The organism is Faecalicoccus acidiformans (assembly GCF_014202635.1).
GTDB classification, from domain to species: Bacteria; Bacillota_I; Bacilli_A; order Erysipelotrichales; family Erysipelotrichaceae; genus Faecalicoccus; species Faecalicoccus acidiformans.
In genome coordinates, this window is record NZ_JACHHD010000020.1 from 1 (window position 1) to 16,116 (window position 16,116).

Genomic DNA, 16,116 nt, shown 5'->3' on the forward strand with positions numbered 1-16,116 from the left:
TCAATTTAGGGGTCTGGAAACAACTTCAAGAAACATCAGCCCCCTAGATTGTCCCCTAAATTCCGGACGGAAACCCCTAAATTATTTGGTTACCCAAAAAAGCTGTCGCTAGGACAGCTCGATCAAAAACTGAACGATGTTGACCATCTTTTCCATCTGCTGAATACTGCAGAATTCAAACCGGCCATGATGATTATATGAACCAGTCCCCAAATTAGGGCAAGTACAACCTTTTTCAGTCAACATAGCCCCGTCCGTTCCGCCACGAGTCGGAATCGAAACTGGTTCTAGTCCATTGGCTTTAATCGCTTTTTTTGCACGCCGCACTGCTTTTTTATCCTTCATCAAATCTTTCATATTTAGATATTGATCTTGGATATGAATCGTAAAACGCCCCGGATATTGTTGATTCATCTTTTCGCAAAGCGCGTGCATAAAATCTTTTTGGGCTAAAAACTTCCTTTGATCATGATGACGAAGCAAATAAGTCAGCGTTGCCTTTTCGCAAGTTCCATTCATTTCCAACAAATGGTAAAATCCCTGCCGATTCTCAGTATGAGCAGGCGTTTGTTTTTTTGGCATTTTCTGGATCCATTCACTGGCCAGCAAAGAGGCATTGACCATCTTATCTTTGGCATCCCCCGGATGAATGCTCGTTCCTCGAATCGTGATTTGTGCCATAGCCGCATTAAAGTTCTCATAGTCCACAGAATCAATTCGAGAGCCATCAACAGTATAAGCATAATCAACCATAAATTGAGACAAATCAAAATGATCGACCCCACGTCCGATCTCTTCATCGGGCGTAAAAGCCACAACGATTTTCCCGTGTTTTTTACCCGAACGAATCATTTCTTCGACGGCTGTCATAATGATCGCAATTCCTGCTTTATCATCACCGCCAAGCAAAGTTGTGCCATCCGTTAAGATCAAATCATCTCCTATGCACCGTAACAAAGACGGATACTCTTTTGGCGAACAGACAGAACCATCCGGATAAACAATATCGCGACCATCGTAACCAGACAGAATCCAAGGCGAAATATTTGCTCCGCTCAATTCACTGGCCGTATCCATATGGGCACAAAATCCCAGCGAAGGATAAGCAGGATCATTAGCGTATAAAGTCGCATAGACAATCCCATACTCACTTAAAACCACTTCATCAAATCCCATTTTCTGACATTCTCTGACCAGCTCGTTTGCGAGGACCAGTTGTTTTTTTGTACTGGGAGTCGTATGGCTGGATGCATCGGATTGTGTATCAAAAGAAACATAATGCAAAAAGCGTTCTTGTACCTTCATTATGCCAACTCCTGAGCTAAGCGCGGTACTATTTGTTTTTTACGCGAAACATATCCATTCTCTGTAAAGGACTGCACGACCTTTTCTACTTGATGCGCCAATTTTCCCACATATAAGAAACGGCTGCCTTTTCCTTCCACATTGGTAAAGACCATCAATAGAAGATCTAAATGACGCACTTTGTTTTCTTGTTCCATGTATTTCAAGAAATCTTCCTTGATTTGATCTACAACATCCAAATCAAAGATGAAGACTTGAGAAATGGCAATTCGTTTCCCGGAAAGCGTATATTCTTTAGAATCCCGGTGCAAGATCGTATCAAAGCTTTTATCTTGGATCGTAGCCGTATTCGAGAACAAATCTGTCGCCATCGCATCAAAATCCAAATGATGCGTTTTCCCTATCCAGGATGCCAGCTCTTTATCAACCATCGTACACGTTGGAGAATGAAAATTCATCGTATCACTGATAATTCCATAAGCAATCAGTTTAGCGGCATTGGAAGACATTTCCACTCCCAATTCGCGAAACATCAAACCGATGATCGTACAAGAACTTCCTACGATCATGTTACGAAAAACGATAGGATGATCCGTTTCAATATCCCCAATGCGGTGATGATCGATGATCTCTACGATATCCGCACTGTCAATATCGTTGATCGATTGTTTCTTCTCATTATGGTCTACCAGGATAAACTGCTTTTTTTCGGCCTTCAATACATGATATCGAGCCACAGAGCCAACGATCTTGCCTTGATTTAAAACAGGGTAGCTGGAATGACGAGACTTCAGCATCTCCCGTTCGACATCGGATAAAAATTCATTACGATTGAAAGAAGTGATTTCGCTGGCCGGTGTCATGATCAATTCAATGGGGATGCTGCGGTAAATCATTTGAATGATCTTCATGGTATTGTAATTGGTCGAAATCAAAGTGACCCCATATTTCTTGGCCATCTCTATGATATAGTCGTTAGGGACAAAACTTTCAGCAATGACAATCACGGCACAGCCTTTTGCCATACTCTTGATCATATCGTCCTCATGATCACTCAAAACCATGATGGCCCCTTCCAGATCACGTTCCATCAATTTTTTATCCGATATGCGGACTTCCCCGCTCATCGGCAGATTTCCTTTTAAGATGAAGCTTCCTTTTAAACACTTTACGATATTTTCCAATGGTGTTTCTTTCAAAAGATCCTTTGTGATATTTAGATCCTGCATCTGGACTTTGGAGATATCTCCAATGGTAGCCATGCCAATATAGTTTTCATTTTCATCTACGATATAGAGTGCTTTCGCTTTATCCAAACACAGATCCCATCCATGCCGCAACGTCTCATCACGAGGCATCGTGATGGCCTCATCGATCTCGATTTCCGCCAGCGTATTCTTGGCCGTTGTCATGTACAAAGGGGGATCCAACTCAAGTTTTTTTAAGATATAACTCGTTTCCGGATTTAAATGTCCGATTCGGCCCGCAAGTGCATGAATCCCTTGTTTTTGTTTCAGCTCCTGGAGTGCCAAAGCGGCACAAATAGAATCCGTATCCGGATTTTTATGCCCTATGATATAAACGGGTGAAGTCATTATGATACATCCTCTTTTCTCTATATTTACCATTATATCAAAAATCACCCAAAACAAAAGAGAGTAGGCTTTCTGCCTACTCTAATCTCTTCTTCTCTCTAACTAACCGGTTTTACTTTACAGCGTCTTTCAAAGCCTTGCTTGGTTTGAAACGAACAGCGTTAGAAGCCGGGATATCAATTTCTTCTTTTGTAAAAGGATTGATTCCTTTACGAGCTTTGCGTTCAGTGATGGTAAATTTCCCCAGTCCGCTCAAATCAACAGTATCATTGTTAGTCAATGACGCTACAACTTCGTCTACTACGAATTTTACATATGTCGTTGCATCTTTCTTAGTCAAGTTGCATTCAGCAGCCAATTTTTCAGCCAAGTCCTTTTTTGTTACTACATTTGACATAAAATGTCCTCCTTTTCACGAAGAGAATCATAGCATTATCTTTTAAGAAATGCAATAACCCTCCTTTTTTCGATAGCACCGCCTGATTTGTGACCAAAATAATGGTTTTATCGATGAACTTACATCATTTTTTATTGATTTTTTTTGGATTCAATGGCACAATGAATGAGCGCCTGCATAGTATAATGGTAATACACATCCATGGTAAGGATGAACTCGTGGTTCAATTCCGCGTGCAGGCACCACGCAACATTTAAGACGGTCTATTCCAGATCGTCTTTTTTTGATAAAATGAGATAGTATTAAGGAGTATAAGATGATCAAAGCCGTTTTTTTTGATTTTGATGGAACGATCTTGTCTCACTCAACCATGAGCGTTCCCCATTCTGCCAAAAAAGCCTTGCGTTCTTTACAAAAACAAGGCATTCTAGTCATTGTCGCAACCGGACGCCATATCACTGAAATCGAGGAATTTGATTTCTGCCACGAATTCACATTTGATGCCTATATTACTTTGAACGGACAATATTGTTTCAATCAAAATGAAACGATCTATTCAAATCCGGTGCCCAAAGAAGACGTACTTGCGATCTTAGATCATATCCAAGAAGATCCCTATCCTTGTGTTTTTGTAGAAAAAGATCGACAGTATATGAATTTTTATACCGACTGGGTACGTTTAGAATATCAAAAATTAGGAACTTCCCTTCCGGCATTGGAAGACATACAAAGAGCCGCTTGTCATGATATTTATCAACTCTCTCCCTATTTGAATCATCAACAAGAACAAGTTCTGTTTGCAAGAACAAAAAACATCAAGATCGATCGATGGACAGATTATGTCATCGATGTATTGCCTAAGATTGGAGGAAAAGACACCGGCATCCAAAAAACGCTCGATTATTATGGTCTGAAAAAAGAAGAGACTATGGCCTTCGGTGATGCCTTTAACGATATCCCCATGTTTAAAGAGACCGGTATTAGTGTCGCCATGGGTAACGCCAAACCGGAAGTCAAACAAATCGCAGACCATGTCACCGATGACATCGACCAGGATGGTCTTTATCAGGCCCTTCGACACTTCCAACTCATAAAATAGGCGATCATTCTAGACCGCCTATTTCTTTTAACATCTTTTCCATGCTTTCTTTTCCTAATCCCACGACATTCGTATAAGAGCCGCGAATTTCCGTCACAAAATCACTGTCCTGTATCCCATAAGCTCCCGCTTTATCCAACACATTAAAATGTTGGAGATAATCCGAAATTTCCTGATCAGACAAGGGACGAAAAACAACATCTGTAACATCCACATGACAATATTTTTTATCTTTATACAAGATACAGATGCCGGTCATAACCTGCTGGATCTTTCCGCTAAAGCTTTCCAAAAACATACGGGCTTCTTCCAAGTCCTTTGGTTTTCCATATAACTTCCCTTCAAAAGCCACAATGGTATCAGCACCAATTACACAAGCATCCGGATGCTGATCAAATATGGCTTTTGCCTTTTGATAAGCAACATTTTTTAAAGCTTTGTCCAAAGGCAAAGTCGGATCAAAATATTCATCTGTGCACGAAGCTTCTACTTCAAACGAAACCCCTAAACTTTCTAAGATCTCTTTTCTTCGTGGCGATTGACTAGCTAATATGATTTTCATGATCAAACCCTATCGGCGCTTTCTTTCTTTGAATATAGATCGAAAAAATGATTCCCGGCACTACGAGCACACAAACCATTACGACACAAGCAATAACGAGCTGATAAAAGATCGTTTCTGGCAACATATTGATCATAAAGTCTGTAGCGGGATCCAGCAGCCAAAGCTGATTTTGGAAAAAGATCGTATGAAACCACGTCCAAAACCCCGTAAAATCAGTCAAGATCCATAACCCAAAAAGAGCAAAGACAATCAACAGACATCCACAAGCTTGCAGAAAGCCTTTTGTTAAAAACGCCAGTGCTTTCTTTCTTTGCGCAAAACCAAAATAGAACAGAAGCCCCAACAACCCTGTAAAAGAAGCAATCCCTACTCGAATACAGTTCTGATAAAGAGCTTTGACATCCACCATATGGCTTTTTTCACGCTCATTAAATGTCTCCTGTTTTTGCCCGCTCACAGTGATCGATGACTCCAAAGAATCTGTATCATCCCGGATATAATCCAAAAGCAAACGAATGCTGCTATTCAGGTCATCGGAAGAGACATGGAGCTGTTGTGCCAGATCCATTGATTCATAACGAGCAATATAAAAATTTTCATTCAAAGCAACCGAATGAATACTTCCGACCACACAGACGATCAAAAACAGCCAACCCCAGACAAAAGCTAAGATACTATTCCACCGCAACGAGATCCACCTTATCCACAAAAGCCATTTCTTCGATCAATTTCATAAACGATTGAATATCGCTTTCTAAATCACTGATATCTAAAGTGAAACTGACATTATGAATTCCATTGATTGGAATAGTTTGATTGATGGCTAAAATATTGACTTGTTTGGCAGAAATCAAAGAAGAGACCTTAGATAAAGCCCCTTTTTCATTGCGTAAAGTCATAGTAATGACAGCTTTGCGATTATTCTGCTCCTGGCTGGCGGCAAAAACCACATCCTTATATTTATAATAAGTTCCTCGTGAGATTCCTACCGCCTTGACTGCTTCTGAGATCCGTTTGGCCTTGCCAGACTGCAAAAGAGTCCGGGCTTCCATGACTTTTTCTAGAACTTCAGGAAGAATATCACTGGAAACGACATAAAATTTACTCATTTTCTACCCACGCTCCTTTACTGGCCACTCTAACTTTTCGACACAGAATATGAGGGCTTTCTTGTTCAACCATTTGTTTGAGCTTTTCTAATCGTGCTAGATCCATAGACAAAGCCAACATCGTACTGCCACTGCCAGAGATCCACATTCCTAATTCCAAGTCTTGACAGATAGAATGAATCTTATCATAATCCGGAATCAGTTTCTTTCGATACGGCTCATGAAGAAAATCCTGGCAAGATTTCGCAAGAATCATCTCATTTCCTACCTGCAACGCCTGAATAAAGCACAAAGCATGACCCACTTGTGAGACCGCCTCCTGATATGGCAAAGTTTTAGGCAAGATCTTGCGAGCTTCATTGGTCACGATTGGATAATCAGGAATCATAGCCAACCCATGATAGGAGGCGCAAGGCACGATCATCATTCGAGGGTCTAACTGATCCATAAAACTCGTCACTGCCTGTCCGAAGATACAAGGGGCAACATTATCTGGATGACCTTCGATTTCGGTCGCAATTTTTAATATCTCCATCTTATTCATATGGGCTTCAAACCAAGCATCACACGCTAAGATCCCTGCCACAACACAGGTAGAAGAAGACCCCAGTCCCCGACTGAAAGGAATGTCAGAATCGATATCTAAATGAAAATTCGGCATCTCTTGGTGAAGATGCTGACAAGTTTTCTGAAAGGCTTGCACAACAAGATTATTCTTATCTGCATATTCTTTTGGACAACCCGTGATTTTTAAAACATCGGATGGTTCAAAACGAAAAGTAGCCCACCAGTCAAGCGCCATGCCTAAACTGTCAAACCCAACACAACAATTAGCGCTGGTTGCCGGTACATGCACTATGATCATAGAAGATCCTCCATAGCTTGTTTGACCACATCTTTCATTTGTGAAATGGAAATCACTTCTTTATGTAAGATTGGCAAAGTCTCTAATTGAGCCAGCCCTTGCGGAATCGGGTCGGTACAGATTTTTTGAAGCGAATGCATGGCTGACAATTCTTCTTGACAAGATGTTCCTAAAGCCTCTAAGACATCTTGTGAAAACTTATAAGGAGAAGCCGTAGCCAGACTTACAACAGGACGCTCTTCAGCCTGTTTTGCCGTCATATATCCAATAGCCGAATGAGGATCCAATACGACATCTTCCTTATTATATACTTCACGGATTCCCTGCTTTGTCTGTTCATCATCTAAATAAGCGCAGCCAAACAAAGACTGAATCTTATTCAAAATCTCTTGAGGAATTTGATAACGTCCTGTCTGGTGTAAAGAGCTCATGCATGCATTCACAAAATCTGTGTCTTTCCCAGACATATAATACAATAAGCGCTCTAAATTCGAGCTGATCAAGATATCCATGCTTGGAGAGATAGTCTGGATAAATTCTCGATTGCGGTCATAGATCCCGGTTTGTAAAAAGTCCGTAAGTACATGATTGGCATTGCTGGCGACGTAAAAGCGCTGAACCGGCAGTCCCATCAAATACGCATAGTATCCTGCCAAAACATCTCCAAAGTTTCCGGTAGGAACACTAAAGGACACTTTATCCCCTAACTGGATCACATGGTGATTCACCAAGTATTTATAGCTTTCAAAGTAATAGACGATCTGAGGAACCAGACGACCAATATTGATCGAATTGGCACTCGTCAATAGAATATTCTTCTGTGAAGCTTCTTTCTCCAGATCCAAATCCATAAATAATTCTTTAACCTTGCTTTGGGCATCATCAAAGTTTCCTTCGACGGCAAACACCTTCACATTGTTTCCTTTTTGTGTTGCCATCTGACGATATTGGATCTGAGAGACTTTTTGGTCCGGATAAAATACACAGATCCCAATGTCTTCCACATCTTTAAAACCTTCCAATGCAGCTTTTCCGGTATCCCCGCTGGTGGCCGTCAAGATCATTGCTTTTGCATCTTCGCTCTTTAAAGCCGTCTTCATCAATTGTGGCAAAAGCGTTAAAGCAACATCTTTAAAGGCACTTGTAGGCCCATGAAATAGTTCAAGCACATAGATATCTCCGACTTTTCGAATCGGTGTAATATCGGAAGAAGAGAAAGAATTCGTATATGCTTTTTCAATACATTCTTTTAATTCTTCATCACTAAAATCCATCAGAAGGGGTCTAAGAATCGTGAACGCATTCTCTTGATAAGATTGTTTGCAGATCTGCTCAAGATCGATAGAAATCGTATCCAGATCATCCCATACATACAGTCCGCCTTCTGGAGATATCCCCTCTAAAATTGCTTTTTTGGGGGAAATTTTTCTATTTTTATCGCGAGTTGAAACGTAATATTTTTCCATAGATTCCTCCTTGAAAAACCATATACCATATGATACAATGTTCACATTCTAAAAACAAGTGTTTTCTTGAATTAAACAAGGAGGAACTTATGAACGCAGTTTTATTGGGATATGGCACCGTCGGAAAAGGTGTAGAAATTCTTTGTAAGAACGTAAAGGAACTGGATCTGAAACAAGTTTTCGTCCTTCCAGAATACGAAGATCTTCCCTATTTTTCAAATGACGGAGAAGGGATGGTCACTCGCGAAGATATTGATATCGTCTTCGAGTGCCTTAGCGGTACGGAACCATCAAACACCTTGATCACCTTGGCTTTGGAACATGGCAAACATGTTATCACATCCAACAAAGCTACTGTCTCCCCTAATTTGGAACGTTATGTAGATATTGCCAAACGAACAGGCGGTTCGATTCAAATCGAAGCCAGTGTGGCAGGCGGTATTCCATTTTTAGATGCGATCCTAAAACTTCAAAAATTAGAACCGATTCGCGGATACCAGGGAATCTTTAACGGTACCTCAAACTATATTTTGGATCAGATGCAAAAAAACGGTATGGAACTGTCGGTCGCTCTCAAACAAGCACAATCCATGGGCTATGCCGAAGCGGATCCAACTAACGATATCGAAGGAATCGATGTCTTTTATAAGACAAATATTACCAACATGTTAGCTTATAACACCAAAAACGATACTCTTCGAAAACCGATTGGGATCACTCGTCTGAATACAACAGACATTCAGCTCGCTAAAGAAAATGGAAAAGTCATTCGACATATCGCCGTTTCAAAACAACAAGACTGCGCCTTCGCCAGTATCATTGCTCCGGCATTCTTACATCAAGGACACTATTTAGCCAATGTGCCCGACAACTACAATGCTCAATTGATCTTTGCGGACAGCTTTGATTATCTTGGATACTTTGGACAAGGAGCCGGACAGCTGGCAACAGCGCAAGCGATGCTGGCCAATGCCATTGATACTATAGAGGGTCGAGAACGAATGATCGTTTTAGACCAGGAAAAGAAGATTCAGGAAGATCTTCTAAAGATGGATTGGATCGTTCGTGCCAAAGCCGGATATGAACAAGCTGATAAAGTGGAAAAGATCGATGATCAGGAATCGTATTACTGGTTCCAGCACAAGGATGCTTCTTTGATCGATCAGATCCAGAATTGGGATCCAGAAGCAATGATTGCGCTTTGGATCGAATAAAAACCGAGGAATCGAATATGATAAAAATTACTAAATTTGGAGGAAGCAGCGTTGCCAATGCGAAACAATTCCAAAAAGTTAAACAAATTGTAGAAGCTGACCCTTCGCGCCGATATGTCGTAGTCAGTGCTCCGGGTAAACGAAACTCCAGCGACAACAAGATTACTGATCTTCTCTATCTTCTAGATGCCCATCGGCAATATCATGTAGATGCAAGCAATGTTTACCGTTTGATCCGGCAACGTTTTGTCGACATCAAGACAGAGTTAGGATTAAAACAGCCTATTGAAAAAGAATTGGACACTTTTTATACCCATCTGAATCAGTATACTCAGGCAGAGATCGTTTCTCGCGGGGAATATTTCTGTGCCAAACTCATGGCTGAATATCTCGGGTATCAATTCGTAGATGCGAAAGGAATCATTCGTTTCCATCTGGATAAAACCATCGATATGGAAGCGACTGCCAAAAAACTTCAGGCAAAAATGGCACAATATGATAACTTTGTGTTCCCGGGCTTTTACGGTTCGACATCCAATAATCAAATTCAAGTTTTTTCTCGCGGCGGCGGTGATATCACCGGATCGATCCTAGCTCGTTGTCTCAACGCCGATATGTATGAAAACTGGACCGATGTCAGCGGATTTTTGATGGCGGATCCGAAAATCGTGGATCATCCAAAACAAATTACGCATATTACTTATTCAGAACTGCGTGAACTTTCTTATATGGGTGCCAGTGTCCTTCATGAAGAAGCAATCTTTCCCGTTAAGGAAGTCAATATCCCGATTCATATCTTGAATACCAATCATCCCGAAGAACAAGGGACGATCATCCAAGAAAGAACCGCAATCAAAAACCCCTATGCGATTACCGGAATTGCGGGAAAAGAAGGCTTCGTTTCCATCTATGTCTACAAAAAACATATGTCCAGCGAAGTCGGATATATCCGAAAGCTGTTATCCATCCTAGAAATGTATAACGTCAGCGTAGAACACATCCCTTCCGGCATCGACTCTTTTAGTGTCGTTGTCAACAAAAGCGATGTACAAGAATCTCTATATGAGATCCTGGCCCGGATCAAAAATGAGTTGAAGCCGGATGAGATCCATACAGAAGAAAACTTGGCTCTGATATCCACGGTTGGTAAAAGCATGTCGGACTCCCCGGGCGTTGCGGGAAAACTCTTTAAAGCTTTAGGGGACAAAAATATCAACATCCGTATGATTGCGCAAAGCAGTGACGAAATCAATATCACGATCGCGGTAAAAAAAGAAGATTTCCAAGAGACGATTCGTACGATTTATGAAGCTTTTGTCACAAAGGAGGGAAAAGAATGTCGAAACTGACGATTGCGATTGCAGGAGCTACTGGAGCCGTAGGCCAACAGATGCTTCAATGTTTAGAAGAAAGAAAGATCGATTGTGAACTCCGATTGTTCGCCTCGTATCGCTCCGCAGGAAAAACATTCTCCTTTCAAGGAAAAGAAATAGTGGTCGAGGAACTAAAAGAAGAGAGTTTTGAAAATATCGATATCGTCTTAGGAGCAACCGAAAACGATATCACCAAAAAGTGGATGCCTTGGGCACAAAAACATCATGCGGTCGTCATTGATAATTCAAGTGCCTATCGTTTAGACCCCAATGTCCCCCTGGTGATTCCTGAAATCAATCCAGAGGACATCCAGAAACATCAGGGAATCATCGCGAACCCAAACTGTGCTACGATCATTGCCTTGGTAGCTCTAAATCAACTTCATCAGGAATTTCATATTCATCGCATGATCGTATCAACATATCAGGCCGTTTCGGGTGCTGGTGTAAAAGGGGTAAAAGATTTAGAGAATCAAGTAAAAGACGCTTCGATTCCTTCTACAGCTTTCCCTTATCCAATTGCTTTTAATCTAATTCCTCAAATCGGAGATTTTGATGAAAACGGGATTTCGAAAGAAGAATGGAAACTTCAAAACGAAAGCCGAAAGATTTGGCATGATCCGAATCTTTTAGTCAATTGTACTTGTGTGCGCGTTCCCATCTTGCGCTCGCATTCCGAAAGCATTACGATCGAATGTGATCAACCAGTGAACATCGACAAAGCACGAGAGCTCTTAGAAAGTGCAGAAGGTGTCAAACTTGTCGATGATCCGCAGAATCAACAATATCCGATGCCTCTTGACACTTCGGATCAGGACTTGGTATTTGTCGGTCGCTTACGAAAAGATCCAAGCGATCCGACTGGGCATTCTATGATCCTGTTCTGTTGCGGCGATCAGATTCGCAAAGGAGCTGCAACCAATGCAGTTCAGATCTTACAGGCATTGATTCAAAATCAAAACTAAAGGTATTTCTTCGGAAATATCTTTTTTTTTGCGCAAAAAAAGGTGGAAATCCACCTTAATCTGTTTCCACTGAATCAATAGCTTCTATCACGATCCCGCGAAATGCATTTTTTTCCAGACTGGCTACCCCTTTGATCGTCGTTCCACCCGGAGAACAAACCGCATCTTTCATCTGGGCAGGATGTTGTCCCTGTGCCAAATACAAGGAACCAGTCCCTTCAATCATTTGGGCCGCTAAACGATAAGCTTGTGCACGAGTCAGTCCATGTTTGACTCCGGCATCCCCCAGTGCTTCTAAATACATAGCCGTATAAGCCGGAGCACAGCCGGCAATCGTTCCCGCAATCGAGAGATGCGAAGTCTCGATCCACTCTACTAAGCCAAGAGAACCAAAGACTTCTTCAAATACTTTTACTTCATTCTCATCTAGAGAATTTTTCGATTCACTGACAAAGATCCCCTTCCCGATCGCCACCGGTGTATTAGGAATGCTGGAAATATGATGCGTTCCTGATACCAGCATCTTCTCATAGTCTTCAAAATACACACCAGCCGCAATGGATACTACAACCTTCGATACGAGTTCTTCTTTGATGGGCTCAAGCACAGCTGAGATTTGGTATGGTTTGACTGCCAACAATATCCAATCCGAATTTTGAATCACTTCATGAGACGATTCGTACGCCTGAACTCCATATTTTTTAGCATTTTGTTGGCAACGCTCATAATGGGCGGCACACACTGAGATCATAGAAGGATCGATCTTTCCTTGTTTGATCAACCCTTGTACGATGGCTTGTGCCATATTTCCAAAACCTATACATCCTATTCGCATACCGATCTCCTTAAGAATCATATCCGTCAGGATTCATAGATTGCCATTTCCAGCTGGAAGCACACATCGCATCAAGATCATATTGAGCTTCCCATCCTAACTCTTCTTTCGCTAAATCACATTTTGAATAACAAGTCGCAATATCTCCTGCACGTCGCGGTTTGATCTGATAAGGCAATTCTTTTTTGCAGGCTTTTGAGAAAGCGTGAATTACATCTAAAACACTATATCCTTTTCCCGTTCCTAAGTTATAGACTTTGCATCCCGCTTTTTCTTTGATCTTGTTCAAAGCTTGAACATGACCTTTGGCCAAATCCACAACGTGGATATAATCTCGCACTCCTGTACCATCCGGCGTATCATAATCGTCACCAAAGACTCCGACGCACTCTAATTTACCAATCGCCACTTGAGCAACATATGGCAACAAATTGTTAGGAATGCCTTTGGGATCTTCACCAATCAATCCGCTTTCATGCGCTCCAATCGGGTTGAAATACCGCAATAAGATCACATTCCATTCCGGATCCGAAGTATGTACATCCGTTAAGATCTGCTCTAACATCCATTTGGTCCAGCCATAAGGATTGGTGCAGACGCCTTTAGGACATTTTTCTGTGATAGGGATCTCCTGCGGATCGCCGTAAACCGTGGCACTGGATGAAAAGATAATATTTTTACAATTGAATTCTTTCATAACAGAGATTAAATTCAATGTGCCGGAAATATTGACTGTATAATACTCAATAGGTTTTTGTACAGATTCTCCTACTGCCTTCAGCCCCGCAAAATGAATGACGGCATCGATTGCGTTTTCTTGGAAGATTTTACGCAATGCGTCTTTATTCAAAATATCTTCTTCATAGAATTTCACTTCTTTGTGCGTAATTTGTTGAATTCGCTCAATAGCCTTCCTGTTTGAGTTATAGAGGTTATCTACAACTATAACTTCATAACCAGCTTCCAATAATTCCACACAAGTATGGCTTCCAATGTAGCCGGCTCCACCTGTAACTAAGATATGCATAATCTGTTCTCCTCTTTTTTTTATTATTATACAATAGTTTTGAGTTCTTGTTCCTCTTCTTTTGTCAAACAACACGCTTTCCATTCTCCATGGACCTGTACCCAAAGACAATGATGATCCGGATCATAGTTATCAAATATTACACTTGGCCAGATACTGCGAAATTGTTTTTGTTTGCGGATCAAGAAACTCAAATTGAGATTTTGCGACAGGGCCTTGTAGGCTAATAGAAAAGAATCTGCGTCTTTGCATCGAACGACCTTCTCTTCTTGATCGAAACCTTTGATCGTCGACTGTTGAGATAAAACAAGTGATGTTTTCTTTTGTGGATTACGAAAGACGAAGGGATAGATCATTGTAAAAAGATGATGACATTTTGAACATATATGTTGAAAATACGTGCCATCCTTCAATCTTTTTTCTATACCGTCGCTAATTCCGGCAATAGCCAAAGTATCCCTTTTAATTTGAAAAACATGCCCACAGATCGGGCATGTGATTTCAATCATCCTTTCTTTCATAAAGGTCGAGTCACTTCTTTAAGCCAAGAGACTTCTTCTGGATCTAAATACGGATGAATTTTTTCATAGACTTCCTGATGATAAGCATTCAACCATTCGATCTCATCTTGTGTCATCAAGGATACATCGATACCTTCACGATCAAATGGTACAAATGTCAAAGATTCAAAGCCCATGAACTGACCATAAAAATTTTGATCTTTAGCAACAACAAGAAGCTCATTTTCATGACGAATTCCAAATGAACCTTCCTGATAAACCCCTGGTTCATCGCTTTGAATCATGCCCGCTTCCAAAACACAGGAATCGTTTCTTTCCGGAACGATACGCCAGCGAAAACCATTAGGCGCTTCATGTACATTGGATAAATGTCCTACACCATGTCCGGTTCCGCATTGATAATCCATCATCTGATCCCATAGTGGTCCGCGTGCCAGGATATCCAAATTCAATCCGCGACAACCATAAAGGAAAGTGGCTTTTGCCAGTCGAATATGTCCTCTCAGCGCTAAAGTAAACCAATATTTCTCTTCTGAAGTGATCGGCCCTAACACAAAAGTTCGTGTGATATCAGTAGTTCCTTCAAGATACTGTCCTCCGCTATCGACCAAGAGCATGCCTTCTGGCTTTAAAACCACATCGCTTTGCGGGGTTGCGCTGTAATGCATCATAGCCGCATGATCTTTATACGCACAAATTGTAGAAAAGCTATCCTCTAAATAGTTATCTTGTTGCGCTCTATATTTTTGTAACTGACCTTGCGCACTGCATTCGGTAATCGATCCTTGAGCAACCTGATGTTTGAGCCAGTACATAAATCGCGTAACTGCAACCCCATCTTTGATATGGGCCCATTTTGTATTCTTGATTTCCGTTTCATTCTTACAAGCTTTTAAAAGAATGATCGGATCTTGTGCCTCCACGATCGGTTCCTGGATTGATAAAGCCAGAGTGCTGTTGACAAAATGAGGATCTATCAATACGGGGCCAGATAAGGAAGCAGCATCTTTATAAATGTCATCATACCCTTTGATCCGAACATTCGCTTTTTCAAAAAGTTCTCTAGATCGATCATCTAAACGAGTCCCATCAATATAAACGGTTGCCTGATCCATTTCAATTGTCATATAAGCTAAGGCAACTGGAAAATGAGGAATATCACTGGCTCTTAAATTCAAAACCCAGGCAATTTCATCAATCTTGGTGATCACATGCGATGCCGCATGAAATTTTTTCATTTCAAAACGAACTTTTTCCAACTTCTCATCAATAGAATATCCGGCATATCGTTCTTCATAATGAAAAGTCTGAGATGATGGCAGTGCCGGGCGATCCTTCCAAATACGAGACACCAGATCTATGCGGTTCTCAACTTGGATTTCCTTGGTAGAAAATTGAGCTAAATATTGCCGATAATCTTGCAGGTTGATCACTTTGCCATCAAAAGCTACCGTATCGTGTTCTTGTAAATGGGCAAGGATATATGCTGGGATAGATGGAGTTTCCGGTTGTCCCATCTTCATCAGGTCGATGCCTGTCCCTTCTAACTGATTGGCCGCTTGAATAAAATATCGGCCGTCTGTCCAAAGACCAGCCTGATCCATCAAAACAACAAGTACGCCTGCACTGCCTGTAAATCCAGAAAGATATTTTCGGCATGCAAAGTATTCACAAACATATTCCGTATCATGATAATCGCTTGTCGGAACAATATAGGCCTGTATTCCTTCTTTTTTCATTTCCATTCGCAATGCTTGTAAACGCTCTTTGATCATACGAA

General features: G+C 41.2%; 16 protein-coding genes and 1 tRNA gene. 5 read left to right on the forward strand and 12 right to left on the reverse strand.

The features are described from left to right. Window positions 1-108: 108 nt before the first annotated feature. From pepT to HNQ43_RS08430, 3 genes are all read right to left on the reverse strand, one after another. On the reverse strand, window positions 109-1,305 hold the full coding sequence (gene pepT / locus HNQ43_RS08420; RefSeq protein WP_183376753.1) for a peptidase T: 1,197 nt from the start codon (window positions 1,303-1,305) through the stop codon (window positions 109-111). Then, window positions 1,305-2,900, reverse strand: a complete 1,596-nt coding sequence (locus HNQ43_RS08425) for a putative manganese-dependent inorganic diphosphatase (protein ID WP_183376755.1) — start codon at window positions 2,898-2,900, stop codon at window positions 1,305-1,307. The genes pepT and HNQ43_RS08425 overlap by 1 nt, the downstream gene beginning before the upstream one ends. 112 nt (window positions 2,901-3,012) lie before the next feature. Further along, window positions 3,013-3,297, reverse strand: a complete 285-nt coding sequence (locus HNQ43_RS08430) for an HU family DNA-binding protein (protein ID WP_183376757.1) — start codon at window positions 3,295-3,297, stop codon at window positions 3,013-3,015. 171 nt (window positions 3,298-3,468) lie between these two features. On the opposite strand from HNQ43_RS08430, the gene HNQ43_RS08435 reads away from it, so the two are divergent. Both HNQ43_RS08435 and HNQ43_RS08440 read left to right on the forward strand, forming a co-directional pair. After that, window positions 3,469-3,542 (forward strand) — tRNA-Thr (locus HNQ43_RS08435). A 71-nt stretch (window positions 3,543-3,613) separates the two neighbouring features. Next, a complete protein-coding gene (locus tag HNQ43_RS08440) occupies window positions 3,614-4,396 on the forward strand; it encodes a Cof-type HAD-IIB family hydrolase (RefSeq protein WP_183376759.1) in 783 nt (260 codons plus the stop codon). A 4-nt stretch (window positions 4,397-4,400) separates the two neighbouring features. On the opposite strand, the gene HNQ43_RS08445 is transcribed toward HNQ43_RS08440, so the two are convergent. The 5 genes from HNQ43_RS08445 to thrC are packed head-to-tail and all read right to left on the reverse strand — an operon-like array spanning window position 4,401 to window position 8,401. Further along, window positions 4,401-4,958, reverse strand: coding sequence for a Maf family protein (locus tag HNQ43_RS08445; protein WP_183376761.1), 558 nt, complete (start codon window positions 4,956-4,958; stop codon window positions 4,401-4,403). Then, window positions 4,939-5,649, reverse strand: coding sequence for a TIGR01906 family membrane protein (locus tag HNQ43_RS08450; RefSeq protein WP_183376763.1), 711 nt, complete (start codon window positions 5,647-5,649; stop codon window positions 4,939-4,941). Before HNQ43_RS08450 ends, HNQ43_RS08445 begins: the two co-directional genes overlap by 20 nt. Beyond that, window positions 5,636-6,070 (reverse strand): ACT domain-containing protein, encoded by a 435-nt coding sequence (locus HNQ43_RS08455; protein WP_183376765.1) that lies wholly within the window; start codon window positions 6,068-6,070, stop codon window positions 5,636-5,638. Before HNQ43_RS08455 ends, HNQ43_RS08450 begins: the two co-directional genes overlap by 14 nt. Continuing rightward, window positions 6,063-6,935, reverse strand: coding sequence for a homoserine kinase (gene thrB, locus HNQ43_RS08460; protein WP_183376767.1), 873 nt, complete (start codon window positions 6,933-6,935; stop codon window positions 6,063-6,065). Before thrB ends, HNQ43_RS08455 begins: the two co-directional genes overlap by 8 nt. After that, on the reverse strand, window positions 6,932-8,401 hold the full coding sequence (gene thrC, locus HNQ43_RS08465) for a threonine synthase (protein WP_183376769.1): 1,470 nt from the start codon (window positions 8,399-8,401) through the stop codon (window positions 6,932-6,934). The genes thrB and thrC overlap by 4 nt, the downstream gene beginning before the upstream one ends. Window positions 8,402-8,490: 89 nt before the next feature. Here thrC and HNQ43_RS08470 point away from each other — a divergent pair, with 89 nt between their 5' ends. The 3 genes from HNQ43_RS08470 to HNQ43_RS08480 are packed head-to-tail and all read left to right on the forward strand — an operon-like array spanning window position 8,491 to window position 11,953. Continuing rightward, window positions 8,491-9,615 carry a homoserine dehydrogenase gene (locus HNQ43_RS08470; protein ID WP_183376771.1) on the forward strand — a complete coding sequence of 375 codons (1,125 nt, stop codon included), beginning with the start codon at window positions 8,491-8,493 and terminating at the stop codon, window positions 9,613-9,615. Between the two features lie 17 nt (window positions 9,616-9,632). Then, complete coding sequence (locus HNQ43_RS08475) at window positions 9,633-10,964, forward strand: aspartate kinase (protein WP_183376773.1); 1,332 nt, start codon at window positions 9,633-9,635, stop codon at window positions 10,962-10,964. Then, on the forward strand, window positions 10,952-11,953 hold the full coding sequence (locus HNQ43_RS08480) for an aspartate-semialdehyde dehydrogenase (protein ID WP_183376783.1): 1,002 nt from the start codon (window positions 10,952-10,954) through the stop codon (window positions 11,951-11,953). The genes HNQ43_RS08475 and HNQ43_RS08480 overlap by 13 nt, the downstream gene beginning before the upstream one ends. A 55-nt stretch (window positions 11,954-12,008) precedes the next feature. On the opposite strand, the gene proC is transcribed toward HNQ43_RS08480, so the two are convergent. Genes proC through HNQ43_RS08500 form a run of 4 tightly spaced genes read right to left on the reverse strand, consistent with a single transcriptional unit; the run spans window position 12,009 to window position 16,111 of the window. Next, the gene (gene proC, locus HNQ43_RS08485) at window positions 12,009-12,788 is read right to left on the reverse strand and encodes a pyrroline-5-carboxylate reductase (protein ID WP_183376785.1); all 780 of its coding nucleotides are present in this window, start codon (window positions 12,786-12,788) and stop codon (window positions 12,009-12,011) included. A gap of 10 nt (window positions 12,789-12,798) precedes the next feature. Then, complete coding sequence (gene galE, locus HNQ43_RS08490; protein WP_183376786.1) at window positions 12,799-13,815, reverse strand: UDP-glucose 4-epimerase GalE; 1,017 nt, start codon at window positions 13,813-13,815, stop codon at window positions 12,799-12,801. Window positions 13,816-13,841: 26 nt separating this feature from the next. Next, the gene (locus tag HNQ43_RS08495) at window positions 13,842-14,324 is read right to left on the reverse strand and encodes a CpXC domain-containing protein (protein ID WP_183376787.1); all 483 of its coding nucleotides are present in this window, start codon (window positions 14,322-14,324) and stop codon (window positions 13,842-13,844) included. Between the two features lie 8 nt (window positions 14,325-14,332). Then, complete coding sequence (locus HNQ43_RS08500; protein WP_183376788.1) at window positions 14,333-16,111, reverse strand: aminopeptidase P family protein; 1,779 nt, start codon at window positions 16,109-16,111, stop codon at window positions 14,333-14,335. Between the last annotated feature and the right edge of the window lie 5 nt (window positions 16,112-16,116).

Bases quoted from the DNA above. Each gene is read 5' to 3' on its own strand.
- pepT (WP_183376753.1), bottom strand. From the start codon at position 1,305: ATGAAGGTACAAGAACGCTTTTTGCATTATGTTTCTTTTGATACACAA.
- HNQ43_RS08425 (WP_183376755.1), bottom strand. From the start codon at position 2,900: ATGACTTCACCCGTTTATATCATAGGGCATAAAAATCCGGATACGGAT.
- HNQ43_RS08430 (WP_183376757.1), bottom strand. From the start codon at position 3,297: ATGTCAAATGTAGTAACAAAAAAGGACTTGGCTGAAAAATTGGCTGCT.
- HNQ43_RS08440 (WP_183376759.1), top strand. From the start codon at position 3,614: ATGATCAAAGCCGTTTTTTTTGATTTTGATGGAACGATCTTGTCTCAC.
- HNQ43_RS08445 (WP_183376761.1), bottom strand. From the start codon at position 4,958: ATGAAAATCATATTAGCTAGTCAATCGCCACGAAGAAAAGAGATCTTA.
- HNQ43_RS08455 (WP_183376765.1), bottom strand. From the start codon at position 6,070: ATGAGTAAATTTTATGTCGTTTCCAGTGATATTCTTCCTGAAGTTCTA.
- thrB (WP_183376767.1), bottom strand. From the start codon at position 6,935: ATGATCATAGTGCATGTACCGGCAACCAGCGCTAATTGTTGTGTTGGG.
- thrC (WP_183376769.1), bottom strand. From the start codon at position 8,401: ATGGAAAAATATTACGTTTCAACTCGCGATAAAAATAGAAAAATTTCC.
- HNQ43_RS08470 (WP_183376771.1), top strand. From the start codon at position 8,491: ATGAACGCAGTTTTATTGGGATATGGCACCGTCGGAAAAGGTGTAGAA.
- HNQ43_RS08475 (WP_183376773.1), top strand. From the start codon at position 9,633: ATGATAAAAATTACTAAATTTGGAGGAAGCAGCGTTGCCAATGCGAAA.
- HNQ43_RS08480 (WP_183376783.1), top strand. From the start codon at position 10,952: ATGTCGAAACTGACGATTGCGATTGCAGGAGCTACTGGAGCCGTAGGC.
- proC (WP_183376785.1), bottom strand. From the start codon at position 12,788: ATGCGAATAGGATGTATAGGTTTTGGAAATATGGCACAAGCCATCGTA.
- galE (WP_183376786.1), bottom strand. From the start codon at position 13,815: ATGCATATCTTAGTTACAGGTGGAGCCGGCTACATTGGAAGCCATACT.
- HNQ43_RS08495 (WP_183376787.1), bottom strand. From the start codon at position 14,324: ATGATTGAAATCACATGCCCGATCTGTGGGCATGTTTTTCAAATTAAA.
- HNQ43_RS08500 (WP_183376788.1), bottom strand. From the start codon at position 16,111: ATGATCAAAGAGCGTTTACAAGCATTGCGAATGGAAATGAAAAAAGAA.